This window comes from Rhodanobacter terrae, assembly GCF_042657005.1.
In the GTDB taxonomy this organism is placed as follows: domain Bacteria; phylum Pseudomonadota; class Gammaproteobacteria; order Xanthomonadales; family Rhodanobacteraceae; genus Rhodanobacter; species Rhodanobacter terrae.
The window spans coordinates 43,083-68,744 of record NZ_JBHSNG010000023.1; the positions used below are offsets into that span (position 1 = coordinate 43,083).

A 25,662-nucleotide genomic window follows, 5' to 3' on the forward strand; every position below is an offset into this window, starting at 1 on the left:
CGCCTATTCATAGCGCAATGCCTCGATGGGATTGAGACGCGCGGCTTTGCGCGCCGGGTAGTACCCGAAGAAGATGCCGACGGCGGCCGAGAACACGAAGCCGCCGAGCACGGCGGTAGGAGACAAAAAGGTGGGCCAGTGGGCAAGGATCGATATCAATTCCGAAATGGTGATTCCCGCGACGATGCCGGCACAGCCGCCGGTGAGGCTGAGAAATACGGCTTCGACGAGGAACTGCAGCAATACGTGCAGGCGCCGGGCACCGACCGCCATGCGCAAGCCGATTTCGCGTGTCCGCTCGGTGACCGAAACCAGCAGGATGTTCATGATGCCGATACCCCCGACCACCAGGGAAATGGAAGCGACGGTCGCCAGCAGCAGAGCCATGACACGGCTACTGCCTTCGGCGGTCTGCTGGATCTGGCTCAGGTTGCGCACGGCAAAGTCGTTGTTCTGGCCGGGGTGGATGCGATGCCGCTGGACCAGCGTCGCCGTGACCTGGTCCAGCGCATCCTGTATCAGCGTCTGGTTGGCCGCCTGGACGTAGATCTGGTTGACGTAGCCGGTGAGGCGGGGCGTGATCGCGTAAGGATTCACCGGGGGCGGGAAATAGGGGTCGCCCGAACCGGCGATAGGGTTGGGCGCAGCCACGCCAAGGACTTTTCGTTCTGCCGTGGTGAACGGAATCATCAGCACGTCGTCCTGGTCCTGGCCGTAGGAACTCTGACCCTTCGCGGCCAGAAGGCCGACCACGCGCACCGGCGCGCCCTTGACCAGGATCATCGCGCCTACCGGATTCTCGACATCGCTGAACAGCTGGCGACGAACCGTCGCACCGAGCAGCGTCACCATCGCCGCGCCGTCTTGTTCTTCCGGCTTGAAAGTGCGCCCGGCGGCGATTTTCCAGTTGGCCACTGACAGATAGTCAGCCGAAACGCCCTGGATACCGGTGCTCCAGTTCTTGCCGCCGTACTGGATCTGGCCGACCTGCCGGATCAGGTAAGCCACCGTGCCGACTGCGGCATCCTCGCGCCGGATCGCCATGGCATCGGTCACCGTGAGCGTCGATGCGCTACCGAAGCCGGCGCGCACACCGTTGGCCGTAACCGCACCCGGCAGCACCACCAGCAGGTTGGTGCCCAGGCTCTCGATCTGCTTCTTCACGGCTTCGTTGGCACCCTGACCGACCGCCACCATCGCAATCAGGGCAGCCACGCCGATGAAGACGCCAAGCATGGTCAACGCCGAGCGCAGCCTGTTGCGCCAGATCGCCTGTGCCGCCGCGGCGACAATCATCCGGGCGAAGCCTGCGCTCCACACCGTGCCCGCCACCGAGCCGATCAGCGGAAGCGTATCCCGGATCGGTATCAGGCCACGTGGCTCCGTCTCTTCCGCGACGCGATGCGTGGGTTGGTCGGAGACGATGCGGCCGTCGCGCACCGCGACCACCCGGTCGGTAAAGCCGGCGATATCCGCTTCGTGCGTCACGACCACGACCGTCACGCCGCGTTCTCGGTTGAGCGTGCGCAACGTCTGCATGATTTCGTGCGACGTGCGGGTGTCCAGGTTGCCGGTCGGTTCGTCGGCCAACAGCAGGCCCGGCTGGTTGATCAGCGCTCGCGCGATCGCCACGCGTTGTTGCTGGCCGCCCGACAATTGTCCGGGACTGTTGTGCTCTCGTTGGCCCAGGCCCAGATCGCGCAGCATCTGCTGGGCACGGGCCATGCGCTCGGCATGTTTCGCCGCTCCCGCGCCGGCGTAGAACAGCGGCAGGGCGACGTTCTCGAGGGCGCTGGTGCGAGGCAGCAGGTTGAAGCTCTGAAACACGAAACCGATGCGGTCGCCACGGATTTGTGCCAGCGCAGGTTCGTCGAGTCCGGCCACATCGACGCCCTCGAAGAGATACCGCCCCCGGGTCGGCTGGTCCAGGCAGCCGAGAAGGTTCATCAGTGTCGACTTGCCGGAACCGGAAGCACCGACGATGGCGATGAACTCGCCCCGGTTGATGTTCAGGGAGATATCGTCCAGTGCGCGCACCTCGGTGTCGCCCGCCCGGTAGATGCGGCTGACGTGCTGCACCGTGATGACGGGCTCGGCCATGGTCGCTGGTGCGTCCATCACGGGCTGAAACGCAGCGGTGTGCCGGCGGCCTTGGTGGTGGGGCCGCGCTGCTCGCCGACAATGACCGTGTCGCCGCGCTTGAGGTCGCCGCTGAGGACCTCGGTGAAGGTGTCGTCGTCGAGACCGAGCACGACCTGGACGGGAGCAGGGCGCCCCTCGACCAGCTTCCATACGCGCTGGGGCGTTCCCGTTTCGCTTTCCTCGGGCGCCGCCGAGGACGGCGGCTGGTTGCTCGGCACAAAGCGCAGCGCCTGATCGGGGACACGCAGCACATGCGTTCGCTCGTCGGTGATGATGCGTGCCGTTGCCGTCATGCCGGGCTTGAGCAGCAACCCGGTGTTATCGATGCCCAGCACGACATCGTAGGTGACGACGTTCTGCACGGTTTGCGGTGCCTGACGCACCTGTACCACGGAGGCCGCGAACGAGCGGCTCGGGAAGCTTTCCACGCTGAAGCTGGCCTTGTTGCCTTGCTTGAGCGAGCCGATATCGCTTTCGCTGACATTGGCGTCCACCTGCATCCGCGTCAGGTCCGTGGCGATCAGGAACAGGGTTGGCGTCTGGAAACTCGCCGCCACGGTCTGGCCGATGGTGACATTGCGGGAAACCACCGTGCCGTCGACCGGAGAGGCGATGTCGGTGTATCCGAGATTGACCTCGGCGGTATGCAACGAAGCTTCGCGCGCCGCAATCGCCGCGCGATCGAGCGTGACTTGCGCGACGGCCTCACCAAGCGAACTGTGCGCGGCGTCGAGCGCGTCCCGGGAAACATAGCCAAGTTTCACGAGCGAGGCATCGCGCGCGTAGGTCGCGTTTGCATAAGCCGATGTGGCCTGGTCCTTGATCAGCTGCGCCCTGGCATTGGCCAGATCGGCACTGGCCAGGTCGACGACGGCCTGGTAAGCGCGAGGATCGATCTTCGCGCAGACCTTGCCTTTCTTTACCTGCGTATTGAAATCGCAATAGAGCTCCTTGATGACGCCGGAGACATACGAGCCTACGATGATGGTCAGGACCGGATTGACGCTGCCGGTGGCAGTGACCGTCCTTGTTACCGAACCTTCCGTAACGGGTACGGTGACGTAATTCGTGGCGGTCGATGGCGAGAGCATTCGATAGACAAGGACAGCAGCCACCGCGAGCGATACGCACACTGCTGCCACCAGCCAGCGGCCTCGATGGCTCGATGGCGTCGAGATGGCCGGTGGCATAGCCGTTGCCTTCCCCTGGACTGCCGGCTGGTGGGGAATATCGCCGTGCATGAGGCCGTTCAATCTCCCTGACTGTGAGCGCCATCATTCGCCCAAAGGCGCACGGTGTTCTTGACCCCCATCAATTGGAGCTACCGGCCAGATCGGGCATCCAGGCTGGCAGTAGCGGGATGAGCCCCATCACCGTATGCCGAGAAGGAACCTGATCAGCGGACCGGTTGATGCATGTCGACACCGTCGGAAAGGCTGGCTTCGATACTGCATGTCAGTGACCGGAACCCGTTGCGTGTCGCATGAAGCCTTGCTGTCGAATGAATCGCATCTCTGACCATGGTTGCCGTTCCCGGACTGGCGGCAGGAGGCCGCCATGAACAGCCAGCCCTCGTCCTGATCTGGATCAGTGGCTCAGTACATATGACGGCGTATGTTGAGTGGGCTCTCCGCCGACAGGAACTATTCCGATGCATTCGCAACCCGCCCTCGAATCCAACACCCACATTTTTGACGCGCGCGGTGTGGCACGTCGCTTCCGCCATTCGGCCATCTTCGGTGCAATAGGCGCGCTGCGTTCGGGTGAGACCATGCGCTTCGTGAATGATCACGACCCAATCCCTCTGATTGCCCAACTGCGCGACCGATTGGGCGAGAACTTGACCGTGACCTATCGGGAGCGTGATTCCGACGCCGTCGTGATCGACTTTGGCATCGTCGGATTGCCGACAGAATAAGAGGCTTTCTGGATGAGTCACCCGACTTTCTATGACCAGGCACCCCGGATCAGAATGCACGATCCACTGGCTGCCTTGCTGGGAGCATCCGACGACGGCCTGCTGGAATACAGCTATCTCGATGCGGTTCGGCTAGCTGGTCATTCCTGCCCCACGGTGGCAGGCGCTTTTCTGGTGGCGCGCGCGGCGACAATGGCATTGTTTCCGGATGGCCCGGCAATGCGGGGCGAGATCGAAGTACGCATGCCCGCGCCGGAGGAAGAGGGCACCAACGGCGTCATCGCGCAGGTGCTGACGCTCATTACCGGTGCGGCCACCGCAAACGGTTTTCACGGAATCGGTGGGCGTTTTGTGCGTCAGCATCTGCTCCGGTTTTCGGACGTTTCCCATGCGGGCGCGATCGGCTTCCGGCGCCGGGACAACGCGGCGGCGGTCTCAGTGGAACTGGACTTGCGGTCGATCCCGGCGCCGCCCAATTTGCGTGAGCTGCTGGCGACCGCGGTCGACCCGGCGGCCTCGACGGCGCAACGGGCAGAGTTTGCGCGGGTATGGCAGGAGCGGGTTCGGACGTTGTTGCTGGAGCATGCCGATGATCCCGAGGTACTGAGGGTGACGCGCATCCAATGCAACTGATGCAAAGCCACGCCATGGGTCGACCACATCACCGTGCCCAAGTGGAACCTGCCCAGTAGGAAGCTGCCCGTGCAGGTGCATTGTCTGATCTCCAGCTCACCACCGAAATCGACAACCTGGACGTCTAGGGATGGGGAACATGATTCCTTTCGCTCTCACCCGATTGGCTTCGCCGCACTACTTCCTACGTCCGGACGAAACGCAATCGCCAGGCGATTCCAATCGTTGATGGCAATGATGGCCAGGGTCAGATCGACGATTTCCTTCTCCTTGAAATGCACCTGCAGTTCGGCGTACAGCGTGTCGGACAATTCGTTCATGGAAACCTGCGTCACGGCTTCGGTCCACGCCAGGGCCGCCCGCTCGCGCGGCGAATAGAATGTTGTTTCGCGCCATGCCGATAGCAGATACAAGCGTTGCTCCGTCTCGCCAGCAACGCGGGCATCCTTGCTGTGCATGTCCAGACAGTAGGCACAGCCATTGATCTGCGAAGCGCGCATCTTCACCAGTTCGAGCAGCCCATGTTCCAGGCCCGAGCGGCGCACCTCGGCTTCCAGATCGAGCATGGCCTTGAAGGCATTGGGGGCGGCCTTTTTGTAATCGATACGGGTATTCATCGTTGTCTCCTTGGGGTAGAACTGCGCCGGCCCTTCACTCACGGTCAAAGAGCCGTTGTGCATCCGAGTAACTGAAACGGGACACCAGACAATCGAATCGCTCGCTTCAAGACAATTCGGTGGCTGCAAGATCGACCGCTGCCGGTGCCATGGTTGCGAGCCGTGTTGCGATATTCACCCAGGTGATCCCGAGCAGGGCGAGTTCGGCCATTTCGGGGACTTCGGGATCTGCTGTGACGTTGACTGGGCAACCCCGTCTTCCGGATGGAGATGCTCACAGCACCCACTGCAATGACGGTACGCACGCTGGCATCGACGGCCGCAAGGATGTTGCCGTAGTCGCTCTCCACGTCCGCAGTCACCGAAAGCTCCGCCACGCGCGTGATTCGCGCGATCGCCGCCAGCACCTCGGTCAGTGGGGCCTGCTCGCCATCAGCATAACCAGGCAACCAGGCCGGACCGCCGCTGGTGGTGGCAATAGCAGTGGAGCCGTGACGCGTCGACAGGCGAGTACTGCCCACATCCCGTACGTTGGGTCGCAGAAAAACCAGGGAGCGGTCATGCGTTTTGGGAAAGACTTGCGCCTCGAGGACTTGCGCCTCCATTTTCATGCCTGATCCTTCCTGCGACTGGCTGCCGTCGTGGGGGCAGCCGAAAACATCTCATTTTATCTGGCGTGTCAGTAGATGATGCGCCAACGGTGGCTGGTGTCACGATGCGACGACCCCTCTGGTTTTCGCCGCAACGTGCATCGATGTGTACGAACCACGTCCGTGCGGCGAACTCAAGCAAAATGGCCTGCATTGACGATGACGCTGTCGCCGCGCATGAAGTGCTCCTGCAGATATTTCTCTCCCTCGTCACAGAACAGGGTAACCACGGTACGCAACTCGGGATAGCGCTCGCGCACGCGGCGTGCCGCCAACAGATGCGCACCCGAGCTGGGGCCACAGAACAGGCCATGGCGTCGCGCGAGATGGCGCATCGACTCGATGGCGTCGCTGCTGGAGACGCTGAGCACCTCATCCACCAGGCCGGCGTGGCGCTGGAAGATGCCCGGGACGAAACCGTCCGAGATGCCTTCGATCTGGTGCAGGGCAATTTCGCCGCACAGCAGGGTGCACGATTCGGAAGGCTCCATTGCAAACAGGCGCACGGAGGGATTGACGGCGCGCAACGCCTGGCCTACTCCGATCAAGGTGCCGCCGGTGCCAACACCGGCCACCAGCGCGTCGGGCAAGCAGCCGTCCGGCAGTTGCGCCAGGATCTCGGGCCCCAGCACCAAGCGGTTTTCTTCGACATTCCATTCCGACTCGAACTGACGCGGGCAGAAATAGCCCGGCTGCCGGCCGAGTTCATGCGCCCTGGTCAGCGCATCGTTGACGTGGAATCGCCCGCAGAACAGCACTTCGGCGCCGTAGGCGCGCGAAATCGCCACACGTTCACTGGACAGGCCTTCCGGCATAACCACCAGCATGCGGTAGCCTTTGACTGCGGCGACCATCGCCAGGGCATTACCGGTGTTGCCGCTGGTGGCCTCGACGATGGTATCGCCAGGCCTGAGCAATCCCTCGCATTCGGCGCGTTCGATCATGTAATGGGCGATGCGCGCCTTGATCGAGCCCGAAGGATTGAGGAATTCCAGCTTGGCGTAGATACCCTCGATCTCGAGCAGTGGGGTATCGCCAATGGCATCGAGGATGGTGGACGAGATGCCTGCATAGCGTGTGTTCACGGGCGAATTCCTCCGAACGTCAGCGTGACGCCGCGTGCATCTGGTGCATGGTGTCGAGCGCGAGCGTCGCATGCGCGTAGCTGCCGCCCGCACGCATCTCCGTGGCAACCCAGATTGCCTCCATGATCTCCGGCTCGCTGGCGCCGTGCTTGAGCGCGGCCTCGGTGTGGCCACGGATGCAATAGGGGCATTGCGTGACATGCGCCACAGCCACCGCAATCAACTGCTTGGTCTTGCTCGGCAGCGCGCCGTCGGCAAAGACATGAGCACTGAATGCCTTGAAAGCATCCAGCGTGGCCGGCGCCAGTTCGCGACGCTTGCGTACGAGCTCGGGAGTGAGCTGGGGATAGATCGGATGTTCCATGACGTTCTCCTTGGCAAACAGCAAAAATCAGTCTTTCGGCAGCGTTGTACTGAGCCGCCAAATCGTCCGGGGCAACGGGTCGCTGGCCTTGAAGCTCTCCGCCAGAGCATCGCCGAGCAGGCGCTTATGTGCATCACAAGCGACATCCGCTTTACTCTAGGCGGACACGCCCGAAATGCCTGAAAGGCCACGGCGGGGTGGGGGAAGGTGTTGCCTAGGTGAATATTCAGCAACATGCTGGACCTCCTGCATGGCATGCGAGCCGCACGCGCCAACGTCGAAAACCAGATGGCTCCCTCGATTTAAAGCCCAACATTGTTGCGCTCCAGCACGCGCTCGGCGCGATAGCTCGAACGTACCAGCGGCCCGGCGACCACTTCGACAAAGCCTTTCGCCAGCGCCAGGTCGCGATAGTGGTGGAATTGTTCGGGTGTCACGAAGCGTGACACCGGCAAATGATTCGGCGACGGGCGCAGGTACTGCCCGAGCGTGACAACATCGACCTGCGCTGCTCGCAAGTCATCGAGGGTCTGCCCGATTTCGGCATCGGTCTCGCCCAAACCCAGCATCAGGCTGGACTTGGTCAGCGTGTCGGGCGCATGCCGTTTGGCGAACTCGAGCACGCTCAATGTCTGCGCATAACCAGCACGCGGGTCGCGCACCCGCCGGGTTAGACGCTCGATGGTTTCCAGGTTCTGCGCATAGGTAACCAGCCCGGCGTCCAGCACCTTAGCCACGGCGGCAAGGTTGCCGGCGAAATCCGGTGTCAGCGCCTCCACCGCGACCGCCGGCGTGCGCGCATGGATGGCGCGGATGCAGGCTGCATAATGCGCTGCACCACTATCAGCCAGATCATCGCGATCGACGGACGTCAACACCACGTACTTCAGCCCCATCAGCGCCACTGCCTCGGCCACATGAGGCGGCTCCAGTGGATCCAGCCAGCCGTGGGGATTGCCGGTACTCACGGAACAGAACCGGCAGGCGCGGGTGCAGACCTCGCCCATCAGCATCAGGGTCGCGGTGCCGCGACCCCAGCATTCGGCGATGTTGGGACACCTGGACTCTGCACAGACCGTGTGCAAACCGTGACTGCGAACGATGTCGTGCACGGCTTCATAGCGCTCGCCGACCGGCAGGCGCACGCGCAGCCACGGCGGCTTGCGATCGACTTTTGTCATACTGTCGGCACGCGGGCGCAACCCTCCCTTGACCGCGCGGACGCCCTCCGGAGTGACATACTTGTCGCCGTCACGTGGCGTGCTGGAACGAACAGGCGGAACCATGGACGATGACCTTGCGGGTGGGTGATGGAGAGGTTGGATCATTGCCGCATGAGCTCGCGAACCCGGCGTTCGTGCGCGAGGGTGTAGCACTGCTCGATCCCTACATCGGCGAAGTGCAGCGCAGCGGCGTCCGCTTGTGACTCGCGCAGGAGGTAAAGCGTGCCGCAATAGGGACAGCGCGCGCGGCCGGTCTGGTGGATCGGCAGATAGATGCGGGGATGGCTGTTCCAGAGGCCGCTGTCGTGCGGCGGGCAAGTCAGCGGTAGCTCACCCCAGCCTACTTCGCACACCGTCTTGGACGCGCCAATGCGCAGTCCGGTGACTGAGTCGATTGGAGGCTGCAATCGCAGATCAATATCCATGTTAACGCTCTAGATACGGTAGCTTGTCGGCCACGCCGTTCCACTTCTCGGCATCGGGAAGGGCGTCGATTTTGCCGTCGATCACAGGCCACTTCGGAGCCAGTTCGGCATTTATTTGCAAGAAATGCTCCTGTCCTCCGGGCACATCGTCTTCGGGAAAAATGGCATAGGCCGGACACTCAGCAACGCAGAGCGTGCAGTCAATGCATTCAATCGGGTCGATTACCAGGAAGTTGGGGCCTTCGTGAAAGCAGTCGACCGGACAAACCTCGACGCAGTCGGTGTATTTGCATTTGATGCAGTTGTCGGTGACGACGTGCGTCATGACTTGATTCTCCGCTTACGCTGCGCGCATCCGGAAACAGATTGCTGGGACGGATGCTGTGTTTGCCTGGTTTAACTTCGCTGGACTCGTAGACGGCACGGCGCGCGCGATACCTGGACCAACAAAGACGATAGGTTCTCTCGTGTTCAAAAGATTTTGCCTGCAAGACGATAAAATTCCATGTAGAGGCGCCCGAGCTCCACGAAACGGACGCGATGAGGCGCCAGCGGCTCGATCACGAACGGGATCCGGAAAAGCGCTCGAAATTGCGCCAGAACGACCAGGACAAAGGGAACGCAGCAAAACGGAACAGCACCGAAAGCGTTGGATCTGTGATTCGGATGCGTCATGCGATTACCCCTGAGTTAGTTCGAGCACTACCGGGAAACGTCGAAAGCCATGCAATTCCGATATAGCAGCATTCGCGTGGCAGACTGGTCGAATATAGGAGTGTCGCTTCCGCGTACACATGATTCAGGTCAGGTGGAAGGCAGGTTTTGGGCGCAGCAGGCACAGCATGGGTGGCTTTCGGCCCCCTGGTTTGGCCAGATTGAGGCAATCTCGTGCGGTGCGTGTCTGGCCGGGGCGTATGTGGCGCGGCTTTGTTGCTCTTGATCGATCCGTGCCAGCCAAGCAGTCGGCAGACTTTGCCTTGTTCCTAAGGTACGTCCTGCAATGCATGCCGTAGCCATATTCGCCGTGCACCTGGAATATCCAGCACCGTGGGGTCCCGCTCAACGGGACCAGCATCTACGGCTAGTCGGCCTGAGCCGAGGAGCCATTGATCGTCGCACGATTAAATACCCTCGCTGAAGACACACACGCCGGCCGCGCCATTGACGATGCGTCGTTCCAACGTACCCTCGGCAGCGAGGTGAACCACATTGCAAACGCCTGCGCCAGTGATGGTATTTCAGGTGAAGACACTTTCCTTCCAGCCGTTGCACGTCCGAGTCGGCCAGGATGATCGCGCCGGAGTCCGTGTTGTTGATCGCCATCGACTCCGCTATCTCACAGGTGAAGGCGGGCGAAATGTCGCCGGCGGGTCGCTTTGTAGCAGCTCGCTCAGGAATTCCTGAGCGAAACACTCCGGGTGGAGGCGGCAGCCCTCGGCGGCGGAGATCATCACCCGCAAATTCAGAAGCATTCGCACGTGTTTGCGGGATCAAGTCATCGCGGATATCGTGATATAGACACCGGGATGATGATGAGGTGGCCAAAGACGCGGTATCGGTTAGTCGCCCACCCGCAACGCGTGAGAGCGAGGTCTGCTACTAAGGAACGTCTGAACAAGCTTATGCTCGTCGCCGAGATTGTGGGAGCGACTTCAGTCGCGATGGCCGCGGCAGCGGCCTGCAGCATTCCGGCGTTGCAGCGGCTCGATGCACAGTCAGGCGGCGCAGCGCGCGGCTACGCGATCGCGACTGAAGTCGCTCCCACAAGGGTGAAGTCGCTCCCACAAGGGTGAAGTCGCTCCCGCAAGGGTGAAGCCGCTCCCGCAAGGGGCACTCTTCTCCAGATCGCAGTGGACTTATTCAGACCATCCTTAGCTGAGGTTGTGCAGCGCCGTCCCTATGCATCCCGATATGTTCTGTCGTGCGCTCTTGTTCTTGTAGCGCGATCCGTCCCCACCTGCACCATGCGTGTGGCCCTGTGGTCAGTGTCTTTGGTATGCATCTTGATGGAGTTGCCGCTTATGTGGTCCACTTCCGAATTTCAGCGCACGTGATCGCCTGCCTGAATTTCGAGGTCATTTGAATGAATTCTCTTGAAACCATGAGAGACATCATTGGATCGCAGGATTATCGCGTCGCGCGCACGCCGATATAGCCCTTGAACGCCGCGATAGAAAGCGGTGCGGCGCCGAAGATGATGAAGACCAGATCGCCCGGCAGGCGCAGCCACTCGATCAGGCGTGCGCTGTCGGTGCCGGTATAGGCGAGGCTGCGAGCGTGCCAGTAACCGTGCTGCACCACGTCCCACACTTGCAGCACGCCGCCGGGGAACAGACTGAAGGCCACCATCATCAACAGGCCGACATTGGTACCCCAGAAACTGACCTTGATGTATTTCTCGATGCCAGGCCAATACGCGTCGTCGGTGGTCTGGCGCAGCACGAACACCATCAGTGCGATCGCCAGCATGCCGAACACGCCCATCATGGCGGCGTGGCCATGGTTGGGCGTGAGGATGGTGCCGACTTCGTAGTAGCTGATGATGGGCAGGTTGATCAGGAAACCGAAGACGCCGGCGCCCAGGAAATTCCAGAAGCCCACTGCGATCAGGTAATAGAACGTCCACTTGTGCGGAACGGCGATCGACTTTTCGCAGATATCGCAGTCGCCGCGGGTGGTGCGCACGAAGTCCCAGGCATCCAGCGTCAACAGGGTCAACGGCACCACTTCCAACACCGAAACCATTGCCGACATCGCCATGTTGAACTGGCTCTGCCCGGTGAAGTACCAGTGATGGCCGGTGCCGATCAGGCCGCCGCCAAAGTACAGGATGGCATCCAGATAGATCACCCGCAGCGCGGTGTTGCGTCGGGTCAGGCCGAGCTGGAAAAATGTCAGCGCGACCACCGTCGTGGCGAAGAACTCGAAGAAGCCTTCCACCCACAGATGGATGATCCAGAAGCGCCAGGTGTCGACCACCGTGAAGTTGGTTTTCGCCCCGAAGAACAATGCCGGGATATAGAACACCGGTATCGCCAGCGCCGCGTACAGGAACATCCGCGCCAATGGTCGCGCTTCCGGGTTGGCCACCGTGCGCGGCCGAGCCAGCCACCACAGCATGGCGAACCAGCCGAGCAGGCCGATGACCAGCAAGTATTGCCAGAAGCGGCCGATCTCAAGGTATTCCCAACCCTGGTTGCCGAACCAGAACCACCAGTCGCCCAGCAGACCGGACAGGCCGGCCCATTCTCCAAGAAGGCTGGCGCCGATCACCAGCGCGAACGCCACGAACAGCAGGTGGATCGCCGGCGCTAGCCAGCGCGGCTCGTCGGCGCGCAACGAGCGGCCGAGGAACAGCGCGGCGGCGACGTAGGCCGTGGCGATCCAGAAGATCGCCGTCTGCAGATGCCAGATGCGCAGCAGATTGCTGGGGAAGATCTTTTCCAGTTGGAAGCCGTAGAAGCTGCCGGGGTCGGCGCGGAAATGCGCTACCGCGCCACCGACCAGTGTCTGCAGCAGAAACAGCAGCGCCACCACCACGAAAAACTTCACCAGCGCGCGCTGACCTGGACTGGCTTGTCCCGGGATCACTTGCGGATGCACGTGATGACCGCGGCTGACCCAACCCAGGTAATCGAACTTGCCGAACGCCAGCAGCACCGCGCCGATGCCGCCGAGCAGCACTACCAGACTCAATGCGCTCCACAGCAGCGCGCCCGGCGGCGCTACATTGCCGACCTCGGGATCGTAAGGAAAGTTGTTGGTGTACGAGTAATCGCTGCCCGGACGGTCGGCGACCGAAGCCCACGCCGCCCAGGTGATGAAGGCGGTGAGTTGATGCAGCTCGGTCGGATCGGTGATCAGGTCGGGCTTGAGTCCTCCGTTTTTGGACGGGTTGTGGAAATAGGCGGCCCAGCGGCCCACCTGCTGGCGATACGCCGCGGCCTCGGGTGCGGTCAGATGAAGCGTGTTGCTGGCGGCATCGAAGCGATTGGTCTTCAGCGTCACCGCCACCTGTGCGCGGACTGCGGCCAATTGACCCGGGGACAGTTCGTCAATCGGCTTGCCGTATTGCTGCTGCGTCAGCGCGGCGGCGGTGTCATCGCCGATATCATGCAGTGCATTGGCGGAATAGTCCGGTCCGAGATAGGCACCGTGTCCCCAGATGGTGCCGTTGTCCATCAGGCCGTAACGCAGGAATAGCGCCTGGCCGTTGCTGATGTCGTCGGCGGTGAAGACGGTGGCGCCGCCTGCGTCGGTGACCAGGCCTGGAATCGGTGGCGCGTTGCGATACGCCAGTGTGGTAATCGCCAGCAACCCGGCAAACCCGAGCGTCATCACGATCAAGACCGAACGCAGCCACCAGGGCGACAGCGGCGATTCTTCGGGTTCGTTCTTCGGTTGTGCGGCTTCGGCCATGATCGTTCCCCCTGACGAGTTGGAAGTATTGTGGCGTGTCAGCGTGACTTGTTCGGCGATGTTGCAACCCGGTGAGATTACACAAGTGCTCTGTGACGGCTAAGTGCAGCTCGTGGGGCAGGGTGGCCGGCAACCAACGTCGATACAAAGCAAGACCTCGAATGAGGTCTGTCCGTCGTGGTGTCACCGTGCAAGATATCACCTGATTTCCCCCTGTCGCATCCCCTGATACGTAGGGTTAGACGCTGCAACCCTCTGAAGAGACGGAGGAAGCGTCATGAAGAAGAATCAGGTGCAGTTTCAGCCGGGCATGAGCCTGATGGGCTTTCTTGAGCGCTATGCCAGCGAGACGGCGTGCCGTGAGGCACTGGCGAAGGCGCGCTGGCCGAACGGGTTCCGCCGCCAAGGCTGCGGTCATACCCGGCACAGCCACCTCAAACAGCGCGACGTCTATCAGTGCAATCGCTGCAAGCGGCAGGTATCGCTGACCAGCGGTACGTTGTTCGCTGAAACCAAACTAGTGCAGCGCACGTGGTTCTTGGCCATCTGTCTGCTGACCGAGGGTGGCAGCGTCAGGATCTGATTGGGCTGATACGGGCGACAGGTTGTCGTCATACCCGATTTTAGCCGGTCACCCGTTCTGCCGCCCAGGCTCCCAGGGCGTCGAGTTCTCGGCGCTCCCGACGGAGGCATGTTGCTTGGTTACGCGTGCGGCGAGTCCGTGCTGCTGGCAGCTGCAATCAGCTTGCGCGCTGTTTGTCTCTGCTCGATACAATAGGTACACCTGAACTGCACGTGGAAAGGAGAGCGAACATGCTGGTAGCGTTTTCTGTCTGGCCGAGTGGTGGTTCCGGCGATGATGCCGTACATAATGCGGTCGCTGCGGCGGTAAGGATCGTTCGTGCCTCTGGGTTGCCGAATCGTACCGATTCGATGTTCACGACCATCGAAGGCACGTGGGACGAGGTGTTCGACGTGATCCATCGCGCGACCGACGCCGTAGCGGCGTACGGATCTCGCGTCGACCTGGTGATCAAGGCGGACATCCGCCCCGGACACGACCACGAGATTACTGGCAAGGTCGAACGCCTGGAGAAGGCTATCGCCGATCAAGCCAAGGCGTCGGCCTCGGTGTGACATTCCCATCCGGAAAGCCGGGCGCGCAGCATATTGCGGATCTAGGATTGCAGCTCGGCAGCAAGGGTCTGGGTCGCGTTGCTGTTCCGGTCCGACTGGCGCGACCGCCTGATGCCGTGCGTTTGTGGTTTAGCCGTGAAATGTCGCGTACGGTATCGCACCCGCCAAGGCGGCCTTGCTCAGCCGAGCCGAATCCATGGCGCGTAGTCTGTGGCCAGCCGGTATCCATGTAGTCACTGCGATTATCGACAGTAGGACCGATCTCGGACCGACACGCCGCGCAACGCCGGACAAATCCGATGGCTTCCATGTCAAGCCCTCCGACGTCGCCGCCACGGTTCACTGGTTGTCAGCAACCGCTTTCAGCCTGGACGTGCGAGATCGAGGCGCGCCCGTTCGACGAGGATTGGCAGCGGCGCCAAGTCAGTCGTTGCAGTCAGTTTTCGCTGGCCAGTCCGGAATCAAGGTGCTCGACGTGCTCGATCTGGTCTAGCCACAGGTGCCAGGCACCATGGGGCGCATCTGGACACTCCAGGGTGATTTCGGCGTTGAGTCCTTCCTGCCCTTGCGGATCGCGAAACACCTGTGCGCTGGCGCGCACCTTGACGACGCCGGTGTACGTGCAGCCATCGGGTAGCGACACCACAACATGACTGTGCGCGGGTAGCTGCGTGATCAGCCTCTCCAATCGCTGAATGTCCTTGTGGGCGGTACATATCTGCGGTGCTTGCCTGCTCATGATCCGACTCTGCAGCTGAAAGGGTCAGTGTACCAAGGTGAACTTGTGCATTCGCGCCCATGCCAAACGACAGTACGTAGCTCAGGTGCGGGTTACCATATGCATCAGGTGTCCATACTGGCGACCGGCGCAGCGAGGGTTCCGATGGTTGGAGTGACTTCTCCGCCTGGCGGCCACGTGGCTTGGCCGGAACAACGTCGGAATACCGGCCGACTCGGCAGTGAGACCCGCGAGCACGATTTTCTCGAACGGCCCCAGTCGTGCGCCAGCATCCAAGGCCGGCTTGCGCAATATCCGGGCGGGAGGGGACGATCATCGGCATACAGGCCGGCGAGCATTTGAGTGGTGGGATACAGGGGGTAGCCAGCCGGTGCTTACGTTCGTAGCGTCGCAACCATCCGGGGCTTGAGATGAACTGGCCGGCTGCAACCGCCGCGAGCAATTCGCGTGCGAGCGTGGACTGTCCGAGCAAACCGACATTGAAACCATGTGCAGTGACGGGATGCATCCCCGCCACGGCATCGCCGATCAGCGCGAAGTGCTCGGCGACAAAGCGTGGGGCATACCCTCCGACTAGGGGATAGGCGCAGCGGCAGGCTCCGCCATGCCGACTCGGGTTGCCGCTCGACTAGCGCGATGCTCAGGCCAACGTCGGCCAGTGAACGGCCAAAAAACAGTCCGACCGGACTGGTGCCGACAATCACGATATCGGATGTCTTGTTCAGCACGCTCTTGGAGACGACCTGCTCCAGGACATGTCGATAGCCGCATGCGGCCGGCATGGACGCTGGCCACAAAGTCCGGCACGAGGCGAAGAAGGCTTATCCGCCGCAACCACCACAGCAGATCGATGGCAGTTGCACGATCTGCTTGGGGGCCACTTCCCAGCCGGTCTGTCGCAATACCTGGACAAGGTCAGGCGTTCCCACGATGGAAGAAATCCGCATGACCAAGCCGCTCATGTCGAGATCGACCACCACACCCGGGTCCATGTCGAACAACGCATCCTGGATGACGCCCGGAGCAGGGGAGGTATCGGTAAGCGCAATATGGAATTCCATCGGATCATCTCGTTTCATGAACACCGTTCGGGTGTCGCTGAAGCCCATGTTCCGCGAGCGCAATGGCTGCCGTCCTGATCCTAGTCAAGTTTGCTTACGAATGGCGCCACCGTTGCGGTGGAAAACGCATCGTCCTGGCGTGCGGTATGGGTGAGTCCACCACTGGTTTTTGCCGTGCCACCGCGATTGATCGCACGCGGCAATGCCTGACCGCATACATCAGTTTGTCGACCGGAACGATCCGGGGTGCGCGCTCGACACCGCCAGATGCGCCGTGACCGTACTGCGCCGCTCATCTGCAGCGGCGCCGCGCGGCGGTCATTGAATATCGCTCACGCTTTCGAGCCGGACTCCGGGGAGGCCAAGAGTAGTTGCCTGAGCATATAGGGAAGAATGCCACCGTGGCAGTAATATGCAGCCTCGGCAGGCGTATCGATGCGTACGTCCGCCTCGAATTCCTGCGTCTTTCCCTGCGGGCTGGTGGCGCAAACGTGCACACTGTGCATGGAGGCGTCAGTGCCGGCAACGCCAGTGATCTCGAAGGTCTCTTCGCCGGACAGGCCTAGTGCATCGGCGCCCTGGCCCTCCTTGTACTGCAACGGCAACACGCCCATGTCGATCAGGTTGGAGCGGTGGATACGTTCGTAGGAGTTGGCAATCACTGCCCGGACTCCCAGCAATGCCGTGCCCTTGGCGGCCCAGTCGCGTGAAGATCCCGAGCCGTATTCCTTGCCGGCCAGGATCACCAGTGGCATACCGGCCGCGATGTAATTGACCGACGCGCCGTAGATCGTGGTTACCGGCGCATCGTCCCGGGTGAAGTCGCGGGTGAAGCCGCCTTCGGTACCAGGCGCAAGCTGGTTGCGCAGACGGATATTGGCGAAGGTGCCACGGATCATAACTTCGTGGTTGCCGCGACGCGAGCCGTAGGAATTGAACGCCTTCCGTTCTACGCCATGTTCGATGAGGTATTCGCCGGCAGGTGAATCGGCCTTGATCGCGCCGGCTGGACTGATGTGGTCGGTAGTCACCGAGTCGCCCAGCTTGGCGAGAACACGTGCGCCCTTGATGTCGGTCAAGGGCGGCGGCTCACGGCCCACACCATCGAAGTAGGGTGGCTGACGCACGTAAGTGGAATCGGCATTCCATTCGAACGCATCACCCTCCGGCACGTGCAGGTTGCGCCAATTGTCGTCGCCCTTGAATACATCGGCGTAGCCTTTGGCGAACATGTCGGCCTGGAGGCAGGCATCGATGACGTTCTGGATTTCATGAGTCGAAGGCCAGATGTCCTTGAGGTAGACCGGCTTGCCATCACTGCCGGTGCCCAGCGGTTCGCTCAACAGGTTGGTGTGCATCGTCCCGACCAGTGCATAAGCCACCACCAGCATCGGCGACATGAGGAAATTCATTTGCGTCAGGGGGTGGATGCGACCTTCGAAGTTGCGATTCCCCGAGAGCACGGAACAGACGTTGAGTTTGTGTTCGTCAATTGCCGCGGCGACCTCCGGTATCAACGGTCCGGAATTGCCGATGCAGGTGGTGCAGCCGTAACCAACCAGATTGAAGCCGAGCTGATCCAGATAGGGCGTGAGGCCGGCGCGGTCGTAATAATCCGTTACCACACGCGAGCCTGGCGCCAACGAGGTCTTGACCCACGGTTGCCGGGTGAGGCCTTTCTCGACCGCCCGCTTGGCGAGCAAGCCGGCGCCGATCATCACCGACGGATTGGAGGTATTGGTACACGAAGTTATGGCCGCAATCACCACGTGGCCGTTGTCCACGCACGTCTTGCCCTTGCCGGGAATGGTGATGTCCACCGGGGCATGCGGCCAGTTGTGGTGGCGATTGCAGCGGCAGGGTGTTGCCGGAGGCCGGTTGGTCGAGCCGGGAGAAACCGCGATGGGATCACTGGCCGGAAACGACTCGGCATTGGCTTCGTCCAGTCCGCGAAGCACTGCTTTCTCGTAGGGTTGACCTTCGAACAATGCGTCGATGGCGTGTGGCGCGATCCGCACCGGAATACGATCTTGCGGGCGCTTGGGGCCGGCGATGGACGGTTCCAGTGTGCCGAGGTCCAACGCGATAGTCTGCGAATACTCGGGCTCGTGTTCCGGGTCATACCACAGGCCCTGTTCCCTGGCGTAGGCCTCGACCAAGTGAATCTGGTGCTCGGAGCGGCCAGTCAGGCGCAGATAGGAGAGCGTTTCGTCGTCGATCGGGAAGATCGCGCAGGTCGCGCCGTATTCGGGGCTCATGTTGCCGAGGGTGGCGCGGTTGGCCAACGGTACCTTGGCAATACCGGGGCCGTAGAATTCGACGAATTTGCCAACCACTCCGGTGCGCCGCAGCAGTTCGGCCACGGTCAGCACCAGATCAGTGGCGGTGGTTCCGGGCGGAAATTCACCGGTCAGCTTGAGGCCGACCACCTGCGGGATCAGCATGCTCATCGGTTGACCCAGCATGGCCGCTTCGGCCTCGATACCGCCGACGCCCCATCCCAGCACGCCCAGCCCGTTGACCATGGGAGTGTGAGAGTCAGTGCCGATCAGGGTATCGGGATAAGCCACAATGCCATCCGGATCCTCGCGCGTGAACACGACACGGGCCAGATATTCGAGGTTGACCTGATGGCAGATACCGGTGTCCGGCGGCACTACCTTGAAGTTGGTAAACGCGTGTTGCGCCCAGCGCAGCATCTGATAACGTTCAACATTGCGCTCGAATTCCAGACTGGCATTGGTGGCAAAGGCATCGGCCTGCCCGAATACGTCGGCGATTACCGAATGATCAATGACCAATTCGCCGGGAATCAGCGGATTGATCCGGTGCGGGTCGCCGCCGAGGGCGATGATCGCATCGCGCATGGCCACCAGGTCCACCACGCAGGGCACACCAGTGAAATCCTGCATCAGCACACGTGCGGGTGTGAACTGGATTTCCGAATGTTGCGCGGCTAATGGTTGCCAATCCGCCAGGGCCTGAACCTGCTCGGCCGTAACCAGATGCCCGTCTTCGTTACGCAACAGGTTTTCGAGCAATACCTTGAGGCTGTACGGCAAGCGATGCGCCGTCTTGACACGGTCGATTCTGTAAATCGTGTACGCCTTGTTGTCGACGGCAAACTGATCTCTGGTACCGAAACTGTTCGATGACATGCCTCTCTCCTTCAGCGTATGTGTCAGGACCCTTGCTGTCGAAGCCATTCAGCGCAAGGCAATCATCGCAAGAATTCCGGTTGCCATCAGGGTGTAGCAAGCGCCGTGGACGGCAGCCACCGCGGCGAACTTGATGCGGTCGGAATGAACGTAATCCTCGATGATGACCTGCAAGCCCAGGCGCAGATGCTGGAACATCGCAACTAGCAGCAGGATCATTGGGATCGCTACGAATGGCTTTCCGAGCCATGCGGCCGCGGCTACGTGCCCTTTGGCCATCTGTGCAATCAGCTCGGCGAGAAACCACACCGAGAGCGGGACCAATGCGGCGGCAGTTGCGCGCTGCAGCCACCAATGATGAGCACCGGATTTGGCCGAGCCCAGGCCCATGGCGCGATGTAGCGATGATGCCCGGCCTTCCGGCGGATCACGGTCGAGTGGGTCGCGTCGTTTCCACTGTGACATGGGGTTATCTCACTACAGCCAGGCCGATGGCCCAGGTCGTTAGGGTAAGGGTCACGCTGGCTGCAACCACGATCCAGCCGGACAAATAGATGCTTCGCAGTTCGAAGCCGAAATTCAGATCCCAGGCCAGATGGCGGATGCCGTTGCACAGGTGGAAGAACAACGCGAAAGTCCATCCCAGCAGCAGAACAACACCGATCCAGGAATGCAGGAGACCGTCGGTGGCAACAGCAGCGTTGCCTCCCACAGCCAGGACTGCCAGCCAGACCACCAGCAATATGCTGCCCAGGCCAAGCCATATCCCGGTTATTCGGTGAGTGAACGACAACACGGAGGTCAGCTGCGGACGGTAAATCTGTACGTCCGGAGAGCGTGGGCGGGGTCGGGCAGCGGCCATGGCTCAACTCCTCCGTTGCTGAATCATCAACTTGATCTCGGCAATCTTCTTGCCGGGGTTGAGACCCTTGGGGCAGGTGCGCGTGCAGTTCAGAATGGTGTGGCAACGGTACAGCTTGAAAGGATCTTCGAGTGCATCCAGCCGCTCTTCCGTGGCATCGTCACGACTATCCACCAGCCAGCGGTGGGCCTGCAGCAATATCGCCGGGCCGAGGAATCTGTCGCCATTCCACCAGTGGCTGGGGCAACTGGAGGTACAGCAGAAACACAAAATGCATTCGTAGTCGCCATCCAGCCGAGCACGCTCTTCGGGCGACTGCAAACGCTCACGACCAGGGGGGGGCCGGTGTCTTGGTGCGAAGCCAGGGCATGACGGAGTGATACTGCGCAAACAGGTGAGTCTGATCGCCCACCAGGTCCTTGACGACATCCATGTTGTTGAGTGGATACACGGTCACCGGATCAGAAATTTCGTCGAGTGAGCGGGTGCACGCCAGCCAGTTGGTGCCGTTGATGTTCATTGCGCACGAGCCACATACGCCCTCGCGGCATGATCGACGAAAGGCAAGCGATGGATCGATCTCATTCTTGATCTTGATCAGCGCGTCCAGCAGCATGGGGCCGCAGTGATCACGGTCAATGGCATAGGTGTCAATGCGTGGGCCATCCCCCGACTCGGGGTCATAACGAAACACCCTGAGGTGTTGTACGCGCTTGGCACCTTGAGGCTCTGGCCAGGTCCTCCCGGTTTCGATTCGTGATTGAGCCGAAACGCCGGCATTGCGCGGCAGGGGAAATCGCCCAGGCCAACGCCAGCGTGAGATTTGCTCGGACTTCTTGATAAGCACGGCTTGTCCCCTCTCAAGTCTGCGTCCTCGCAGAAAGCCAAGCCTTCGGCTCGTGCGGCAGGTCAGTTGCCCATCAGCGGAGCTGCTGCCTCCGCCCATCACGAATATCACGCCGGCAATCACTCGCCGTCGTCATGCTGTCATAACCGAGGCGAGGGCCCCGTCAGAACAGCTGCAGATGCTCCCAAATCATCGCTACAAACGACGTGAACGTTACGTGATATGTGTAGAGTGATTTTGTACGCTGCGCCGGACATTGAGGCATGAAAGTGTTGGCGAGCCGCTTGCCACGACCGTGGTTCAGCCCTGCATCCTCAATGCTGTTACCGACGTGAAACGTGGGGGCTGTCCGGTACGTACCAGCGCCACGGCTGGCTGGTTGCGCGCGAAATTCCCACCCGCGAAGCCATGACCGGCCGTCTTGGCGGCGGCGTGCAGTCATCGATGATGGTCACACCAGCCATGCCGCCAATCAGGTCGATGCCGTCGCACGCTCCATCAATGTCGAACGCCTGACACAAGCGTGCCGGGCCGCGGCACAAATCACGGTCGCGCCGACAAGCCGTGCGTGCAGCGCGCATCGCCTCCAATCCTGTCAGCGGCGCCAGAGCCCGCAGCAACACGCCAACGCCTTCGTCCACTTCGCCGCACACAGCGTTGCAACACCAGTGCATGCCGTAGCTGAAATATACATATAGGTGACCGGCCGGCCCGAACATGGTGGCATTGCGCGCGGTCTTGCCGCGATAGGCATGCGCGGCCGCATCCAGCGCGCCGCAGTAGGCTTCCACTTCCACGATACGGCCGCTGCGGCCGTCGGAGCACAGCAACACCTTGTTCAACAATTCTGGTGCCACGCGGCGCGGGTCGCGCCGGTAGAACGCACGATCAAGCATGGCTTGAACGCTCATCGTGTAAGATCCTTCAGGCTTTCTCGAATAGTCGCTGTGCGTGGGCGTGACCGAAATCCGAAGATTCGAGCCATCGTGCAGTTTGTGGAAAGCTGTGCTCGGGCTACCCGCGCTCGCTTGCCCATCTTTCGATTCGTGCTCGGATGATGATCGATGTTGCAGATAATACGCCTGTACCGATTTACCCACGGCTGCCGGGCAGCTTCCACAAGCTTCGCTGGTGAAAGTCGCCCCCCACCTTTGCAGGAATGACGGCGGCTTTCCAAGGATCTTCACCAGGCCGGGTCCACACTGCAGATATGAACTGGTTACCTGTACGCCATCACACATGACTTCGCCCGGCCTGCTCAAAGTCACCCGCACATTCGCGCATGAAGTCGACGATTTGCGCTGGAGTGCGCCGAGCCACGTCTATAACCCGTTGATCTATGCTTGGGCTGGCCACCGAGAATACTTGCGTCGCTACGGTACGAAGCGCGGGCGGGTGTTGCTGCTGGGCATGAACCCCGGGCCGTGGGGCATGGCGCAAACGGGTGTGCCGTTTGGCGATGTGCGGATGGTGCGCGAGTGGTTTCATATCGAATCGCCGCTCGGCAAGGTGCTGCCTGTGCAACATCCCAAATACCCGGTTCTCGGCATGGCGAGTCACCGCAACGAGGGCAGTGGTTCGCGGCTTTGGCGCTGGGCCGAAGCGCGTCTCGGTACGCCGGAGGATTTTTTCGCGCGTTTCTTTGTGTGGAATTACTGCCCATTGCTGTTTATCAAGGACGGGCACAATCTCATTCCGGAACGTTTGAGCTTGCGCGAGACCGAGGCACTGACCGCGGTCTGTGACCGTGCACTGGCAGCTGCCGTCCGCGCACTGGCGCCGGCGGCGGTCGTGGGCATCGGCCGCTACGCCGAACGGCGCGCCACAGCCTTGCTCGGTAAGGACGCGGATGTGCGTTACCTGATTCACCCGAGTCCGGCCAACCCGGCTGCGAATCGCGATTGGCCGGCGCTGGCAGAGCAAGCGCTAAAACCATGGCTGCCGCCGCGCACCTGACATCGAGATCGCCCGTACGGTTTCGGGGCGTCGCCAGCCGCGCGCTTCCGCGGGCGCACCGGCGGTACCGCGGCTGCCTTATGGCGGCATTCACCGAACCCCCGACCATGAAGTGTGAACAGCCTCGAACCTGACCATGCGCGAAGCCCTACGCGGCACGCTTCAAACGGAAACCGCAGCCAGCACCTTGCCCGGGTTCATGATTCCCTGCGGATCCAGCGCCTGCTTGACGGATCGCCTGAGGGCAGCTCGACAGGTTCCTTGTAGCGCACCAGCGCATCGCGCTTGAGCTGGCCCACGCCGTGCTCGGCGCTGATCGATCCGCCCATGGCGTGCACGCTGTCGTGCACCAATGCGAAGACGGCGTCCTGCTGGGCCAGCAGACCAGCTTCATAGACAAGCCCCGCGCTCGCACCGGCGTGCTCCGCGTCGCTTCGCTCCGCGGAGGACGCGCGGCCGGGCGCAAAAGCCGACATGTACGGATCAGCGGGCGTCCCTTTTAAAGCGGTTTGACGTGATTCACTCAGGTAAACCCCCGGCTCTGCCGGGGGACTCACCAAGGTTTGACCTTTCCAGCAGTCGGCTTCACCCCCACGGCTTTTCGCTTTTGATGTTGATCGATGGCGAAAAGGCCCCTTTGAGGGGCCAGCCATCGTAATGCCTCCGGCTCTGCCGGAGGATACTTACTGGCTTGGGGCAGGGACGAGGTGCAGGGCGGTCCGGTTGTCCGCGCTTCGACCTGGCATCGCGATCAAAGGCACCGCTTCGCGGGCGTCCGGGCTATCGCCCACCTTCGGTAGCACCGCCGTCGCCTTGTCGTAACCCTCGCGGAAAAGATGCGCCTGCTCGATCGTCAGCCACCAGTGACGCATATCGCGCTCTCGGTACGTGCGGCCAGCAGGTGTGTGCAGACCCAGCCGGTTAATCGTCCAGCCGTCCCATTCATCGTGGAGTGCGCCCAGGTCGCCACAGCGCAGGAGCCGCAGCAGCTGGACGACCGACCACGGCACCCGGTTACGCCCAGCATCCCAGTACCGGACCGTGCGCAGCGACACGCCGAGATACTCCGCGCAGGCCTTGCGGTTCAGCAGGCAGCCATGCCGAAGCTCGCGGACTCATCGGGGGAGACGTACCAGAGCCGCCGACGGCGATGTCGTCTTCCCCTAAATCGTGTCGCCTGGCTGTTGCTGCCGATTGAAAACTGACCAGTAAATCGAGGTTCTGCCGACTGAAAATTGACCAGGGTGTTCTTCACTAGCCTGCGGGTTTAGCCTAGCAGGAAGACGAGGTGCATACCGTGGCGATGTACGCGAAAGTCCGGAGAATGCGGTTTCGGGACGGCCTGTCGATCAGCGAGATCACACGCCGAACGAGTCTGTCGAGAAACACCGTCAAGAAGTGGCCGAACGAGCGGGCGCGCAGTGAGATGACGTATGTGCGGCCCAGCGGGCCGTGCAAGCTTGACGCTTATGCCGAGTGGTTTCGGCAATCGCTGGAGACCGACTTACGGCGGCCACGCAAGGAGCGCCGCACGGCGTTGCGGCTGTTGGCGCAGCTGAAGGAGCAAGGCTACGGCGGAGGCTACAGTCAGGTCACGGCGTTCATCCGATCCTGGCGGGCTCAGTGCGGTGCGGTGACGGCTCGATCGGCCTATCCTAGGCAACGTGATGACCGTGTATGACTGGAAAGCAACGGCACTTTACGACGGGCGACCCGAAGCGGATTTGCCGAGCGTGAAGGCCTTTTGGGCGTCGACGGAGCCTGCCGAGTTCTGCGTTGGCGCCCGCGGCTTTGTGGATATTCGAGCCTTTGCGCGGTGGTTAGAGGCCGACATGACACCGTCGTGAAGGGTGGCTAGCTGGCCTCTACTGAGACCAGGCGCCCAGCAAATTGGCGGCAGTTTGTTGGTCCGAATATGAGGCAGCGTGTTGGTAGGTCGATACTGGCTCTGAAAGTACGGACCGGCTAATTCGCGGCGGTTTGTCGGTGAGGATGGTGAGAATGAGGCACATCGTTGGTCGATCAGCGACTATGCGGCAGTTTGTTGGCTGCCAGGAGGCAGTTTTTTAGTTGCTGAATGCGGCCAAGAAAATTGGTCCACGGTAATTCTCTGAAAACCATGGAGTCAGACGTTGATAGTCAAGCAGGTTCGACAAGTATTGGTGCCAACAAAGCTGTGCCAGTCATTCGTCCTGTCGTGAACACTAGGCCAGTGGTAGAAGAGCGCCAAGAGAGTTGGACCAACGATGGCAGCGGCCCAAAGACTTGGGCCGCTGCCATACTTCAACCGGAGCCTTAAGGATGCCCTGATCTATCGACTTTGAAACAGCCGTCCAGACGGCCGTGCGAAAACGCTGGCATGGTTACGGGAAAAAGGCGATGTTTCCGGTGTTTTCGTGCCGCCGTGACGGTGATGTGCCTCTGAT

General features: G+C 61.4%; 21 protein-coding genes and 4 pseudogenes. 5 read left to right on the top strand and 20 right to left on the bottom strand.

Annotation, left to right across the window (positions count from 1 at the left end):
- Positions 1-3 precede the first annotated feature (3 nt).
- Positions 4-2,100: an ABC transporter permease gene (locus ACFPPB_RS16655; protein ID WP_377329138.1), complete on the bottom strand. Its 2,097-nt coding sequence runs from the start codon at positions 2,098-2,100 to the stop codon at positions 4-6.
- A 17-nt stretch (positions 2,101-2,117) separates the two neighbouring features.
- Positions 2,118-3,383 carry an efflux RND transporter periplasmic adaptor subunit gene (locus tag ACFPPB_RS16660; protein WP_377329140.1) on the bottom strand — a complete coding sequence of 422 codons (1,266 nt, stop codon included), beginning with the start codon at positions 3,381-3,383 and terminating at the stop codon, positions 2,118-2,120.
- A gap of 410 nt (positions 3,384-3,793) precedes the next feature.
- Between ACFPPB_RS16660 and ACFPPB_RS16665 the strand changes: the two genes are divergently transcribed.
- Positions 3,794-4,060, top strand: coding sequence for a DUF2249 domain-containing protein (locus ACFPPB_RS16665; protein ID WP_377329142.1), 267 nt, complete (start codon positions 3,794-3,796; stop codon positions 4,058-4,060).
- Between the two features lie 54 nt (positions 4,061-4,114).
- Positions 4,115-4,693: a hypothetical protein gene (locus ACFPPB_RS16670; RefSeq protein WP_377329144.1), complete on the top strand. Its 579-nt coding sequence runs from the start codon at positions 4,115-4,117 to the stop codon at positions 4,691-4,693.
- A gap of 155 nt (positions 4,694-4,848) precedes the next feature.
- On the opposite strand, the gene ACFPPB_RS16675 is transcribed toward ACFPPB_RS16670, so the two are convergent.
- The 9 genes and pseudogenes from ACFPPB_RS16675 to ACFPPB_RS16715 all read right to left on the bottom strand — a co-directional run bounded on the left by ACFPPB_RS16675 (position 4,849) and on the right by ACFPPB_RS16715 (position 13,476).
- Complete coding sequence (locus ACFPPB_RS16675; RefSeq protein ID WP_377329146.1) at positions 4,849-5,310, bottom strand: carboxymuconolactone decarboxylase family protein; 462 nt, start codon at positions 5,308-5,310, stop codon at positions 4,849-4,851.
- Between the two features lie 44 nt (positions 5,311-5,354).
- Positions 5,355-5,921 (bottom strand): isocitrate lyase/phosphoenolpyruvate mutase family protein, encoded by a 567-nt coding sequence (locus ACFPPB_RS16680; protein WP_377329148.1) that lies wholly within the window; start codon positions 5,919-5,921, stop codon positions 5,355-5,357.
- Between the two features lie 173 nt (positions 5,922-6,094).
- Positions 6,095-7,045: a PLP-dependent cysteine synthase family protein gene (locus tag ACFPPB_RS16685; RefSeq protein WP_377329150.1), complete on the bottom strand. Its 951-nt coding sequence runs from the start codon at positions 7,043-7,045 to the stop codon at positions 6,095-6,097.
- Between the two features lie 19 nt (positions 7,046-7,064).
- A complete protein-coding gene (locus tag ACFPPB_RS16690) occupies positions 7,065-7,409 on the bottom strand; it encodes a carboxymuconolactone decarboxylase family protein (RefSeq protein WP_377329152.1) in 345 nt (114 codons plus the stop codon).
- A gap of 302 nt (positions 7,410-7,711) precedes the next feature.
- Positions 7,712-8,590, bottom strand: coding sequence for a lipoyl synthase (gene lipA, locus ACFPPB_RS16695; RefSeq protein WP_377329154.1), 879 nt, complete (start codon positions 8,588-8,590; stop codon positions 7,712-7,714).
- A 245-nt stretch (positions 8,591-8,835) separates the two neighbouring features.
- Positions 8,836-9,009: pseudogene (locus ACFPPB_RS16700) on the bottom strand (zinc-finger domain-containing protein); the annotation flags it as partial.
- A 49-nt stretch (positions 9,010-9,058) separates the two neighbouring features.
- The gene (fdxA, locus tag ACFPPB_RS16705; protein WP_377329156.1) at positions 9,059-9,382 is read right to left on the bottom strand and encodes a ferredoxin FdxA; all 324 of its coding nucleotides are present in this window, start codon (positions 9,380-9,382) and stop codon (positions 9,059-9,061) included.
- 146 nt (positions 9,383-9,528) lie between these two features.
- Positions 9,529-9,732, bottom strand: coding sequence for a hypothetical protein (locus ACFPPB_RS16710; protein ID WP_377329158.1), 204 nt, complete (start codon positions 9,730-9,732; stop codon positions 9,529-9,531).
- Between the two features lie 1,452 nt (positions 9,733-11,184).
- On the bottom strand, positions 11,185-13,476 hold the full coding sequence (locus ACFPPB_RS16715; protein ID WP_377329160.1) for a nitric-oxide reductase large subunit: 2,292 nt from the start codon (positions 13,474-13,476) through the stop codon (positions 11,185-11,187).
- Positions 13,477-13,753: 277 nt separating this feature from the next.
- Here ACFPPB_RS16715 and ACFPPB_RS16720 point away from each other — a divergent pair, with 277 nt between their 5' ends.
- Entirely contained in the window at positions 13,754-14,059 is a 306-nt protein-coding gene (locus ACFPPB_RS16720) for a transposase (protein WP_377329162.1), read from the top strand.
- A gap of 230 nt (positions 14,060-14,289) precedes the next feature.
- A complete protein-coding gene (locus ACFPPB_RS16725; protein ID WP_377329164.1) occupies positions 14,290-14,613 on the top strand; it encodes a thiamine-binding protein in 324 nt (107 codons plus the stop codon).
- Positions 14,614-15,049: 436 nt separating this feature from the next.
- Here ACFPPB_RS16725 and ACFPPB_RS16730 read toward each other — a convergent pair whose 3' ends face one another.
- The 7 genes and pseudogenes from ACFPPB_RS16730 to ACFPPB_RS16760 all read right to left on the bottom strand — a co-directional run bounded on the left by ACFPPB_RS16730 (position 15,050) and on the right by ACFPPB_RS16760 (position 22,191).
- Complete coding sequence (locus tag ACFPPB_RS16730; RefSeq protein WP_377329166.1) at positions 15,050-15,352, bottom strand: DUF3247 family protein; 303 nt, start codon at positions 15,350-15,352, stop codon at positions 15,050-15,052.
- 821 nt (positions 15,353-16,173) lie between these two features.
- The gene (locus ACFPPB_RS16735; RefSeq protein ID WP_377329168.1) at positions 16,174-16,431 is read right to left on the bottom strand and encodes a hypothetical protein; all 258 of its coding nucleotides are present in this window, start codon (positions 16,429-16,431) and stop codon (positions 16,174-16,176) included.
- 314 nt (positions 16,432-16,745) lie between these two features.
- The gene (acnA, locus tag ACFPPB_RS16740) at positions 16,746-19,571 is read right to left on the bottom strand and encodes an aconitate hydratase (RefSeq protein ID WP_377329176.1); all 2,826 of its coding nucleotides are present in this window, start codon (positions 19,569-19,571) and stop codon (positions 16,746-16,748) included.
- A 48-nt stretch (positions 19,572-19,619) separates the two neighbouring features.
- Positions 19,620-20,036, bottom strand: coding sequence for a succinate dehydrogenase, hydrophobic membrane anchor protein (gene sdhD, locus ACFPPB_RS16745; protein WP_377329170.1), 417 nt, complete (start codon positions 20,034-20,036; stop codon positions 19,620-19,622).
- A 4-nt stretch (positions 20,037-20,040) separates the two neighbouring features.
- The gene (sdhC, locus tag ACFPPB_RS16750; protein WP_377329172.1) at positions 20,041-20,433 is read right to left on the bottom strand and encodes a succinate dehydrogenase, cytochrome b556 subunit; all 393 of its coding nucleotides are present in this window, start codon (positions 20,431-20,433) and stop codon (positions 20,041-20,043) included.
- A 3-nt stretch (positions 20,434-20,436) separates the two neighbouring features.
- Positions 20,437-21,256 (bottom strand): annotated as a pseudogene (locus ACFPPB_RS16755) (succinate dehydrogenase iron-sulfur subunit).
- 347 nt (positions 21,257-21,603) lie between these two features.
- Positions 21,604-22,191: a DNA-3-methyladenine glycosylase gene (locus ACFPPB_RS16760; protein ID WP_377329178.1), complete on the bottom strand. Its 588-nt coding sequence runs from the start codon at positions 22,189-22,191 to the stop codon at positions 21,604-21,606.
- A 328-nt stretch (positions 22,192-22,519) separates the two neighbouring features.
- Here ACFPPB_RS16760 and ACFPPB_RS16765 point away from each other — a divergent pair, with 328 nt between their 5' ends.
- The gene (locus ACFPPB_RS16765) at positions 22,520-23,236 is read left to right on the top strand and encodes a uracil-DNA glycosylase family protein (protein ID WP_377329174.1); all 717 of its coding nucleotides are present in this window, start codon (positions 22,520-22,522) and stop codon (positions 23,234-23,236) included.
- 162 nt (positions 23,237-23,398) lie between these two features.
- Here ACFPPB_RS16765 and ACFPPB_RS16770 read toward each other — a convergent pair.
- A pseudogene (locus ACFPPB_RS16770) lies at positions 23,399-23,889 on the bottom strand (FAD-binding oxidoreductase).
- A 30-nt stretch (positions 23,890-23,919) separates the two neighbouring features.
- Positions 23,920-24,333: pseudogene (locus ACFPPB_RS16775) on the bottom strand (VC1465 family Xer recombination activation factor); the annotation flags it as partial.
- Positions 24,334-25,662: the final 1,329 nt, after the last annotated feature.

Excerpts from the sequence above, each read along its gene's own strand:
- ACFPPB_RS16715 (WP_377329160.1), bottom strand. The coding sequence starts at position 13,476 with ATGGCCGAAGCCGCACAACCGAAGAACGAACCCGAAGAATCGCCGCTG.
- ACFPPB_RS16765 (WP_377329174.1), top strand. The coding sequence starts at position 22,520 with ATGACTTCGCCCGGCCTGCTCAAAGTCACCCGCACATTCGCGCATGAA.
- fdxA (WP_377329156.1), bottom strand. The coding sequence starts at position 9,382 with ATGACGCACGTCGTCACCGACAACTGCATCAAATGCAAATACACCGAC.
- ACFPPB_RS16675 (WP_377329146.1), bottom strand. The coding sequence starts at position 5,310 with ATGAATACCCGTATCGATTACAAAAAGGCCGCCCCCAATGCCTTCAAG.
- ACFPPB_RS16760 (WP_377329178.1), bottom strand. The coding sequence starts at position 22,191 with ATGAGCGTTCAAGCCATGCTTGATCGTGCGTTCTACCGGCGCGACCCG.
- ACFPPB_RS16720 (WP_377329162.1), top strand. The coding sequence starts at position 13,754 with ATGAAGAAGAATCAGGTGCAGTTTCAGCCGGGCATGAGCCTGATGGGC.
- ACFPPB_RS16670 (WP_377329144.1), top strand. The coding sequence starts at position 4,115 with ATGCACGATCCACTGGCTGCCTTGCTGGGAGCATCCGACGACGGCCTG.
- ACFPPB_RS16660 (WP_377329140.1), bottom strand. The coding sequence starts at position 3,383 with ATGCACGGCGATATTCCCCACCAGCCGGCAGTCCAGGGGAAGGCAACG.
- ACFPPB_RS16735 (WP_377329168.1), bottom strand. The coding sequence starts at position 16,431 with ATGAAACGAGATGATCCGATGGAATTCCATATTGCGCTTACCGATACC.
- sdhD (WP_377329170.1), bottom strand. The coding sequence starts at position 20,036 with ATGTCACAGTGGAAACGACGCGACCCACTCGACCGTGATCCGCCGGAA.
- acnA (WP_377329176.1), bottom strand. The coding sequence starts at position 19,571 with ATGTCATCGAACAGTTTCGGTACCAGAGATCAGTTTGCCGTCGACAAC.
- sdhC (WP_377329172.1), bottom strand. The coding sequence starts at position 20,433 with ATGGCCGCTGCCCGACCCCGCCCACGCTCTCCGGACGTACAGATTTAC.
- ACFPPB_RS16655 (WP_377329138.1), bottom strand. The coding sequence starts at position 2,100 with ATGGCCGAGCCCGTCATCACGGTGCAGCACGTCAGCCGCATCTACCGG.
- ACFPPB_RS16690 (WP_377329152.1), bottom strand. The coding sequence starts at position 7,409 with ATGGAACATCCGATCTATCCCCAGCTCACTCCCGAGCTCGTACGCAAG.
- ACFPPB_RS16710 (WP_377329158.1), bottom strand. The coding sequence starts at position 9,732 with ATGACGCATCCGAATCACAGATCCAACGCTTTCGGTGCTGTTCCGTTT.
- ACFPPB_RS16725 (WP_377329164.1), top strand. The coding sequence starts at position 14,290 with ATGCTGGTAGCGTTTTCTGTCTGGCCGAGTGGTGGTTCCGGCGATGAT.
- ACFPPB_RS16730 (WP_377329166.1), bottom strand. The coding sequence starts at position 15,352 with ATGAGCAGGCAAGCACCGCAGATATGTACCGCCCACAAGGACATTCAG.
- ACFPPB_RS16680 (WP_377329148.1), bottom strand. The coding sequence starts at position 5,921 with ATGAAAATGGAGGCGCAAGTCCTCGAGGCGCAAGTCTTTCCCAAAACG.
- lipA (WP_377329154.1), bottom strand. The coding sequence starts at position 8,590 with ATGACAAAAGTCGATCGCAAGCCGCCGTGGCTGCGCGTGCGCCTGCCG.
- ACFPPB_RS16665 (WP_377329142.1), top strand. The coding sequence starts at position 3,794 with ATGCATTCGCAACCCGCCCTCGAATCCAACACCCACATTTTTGACGCG.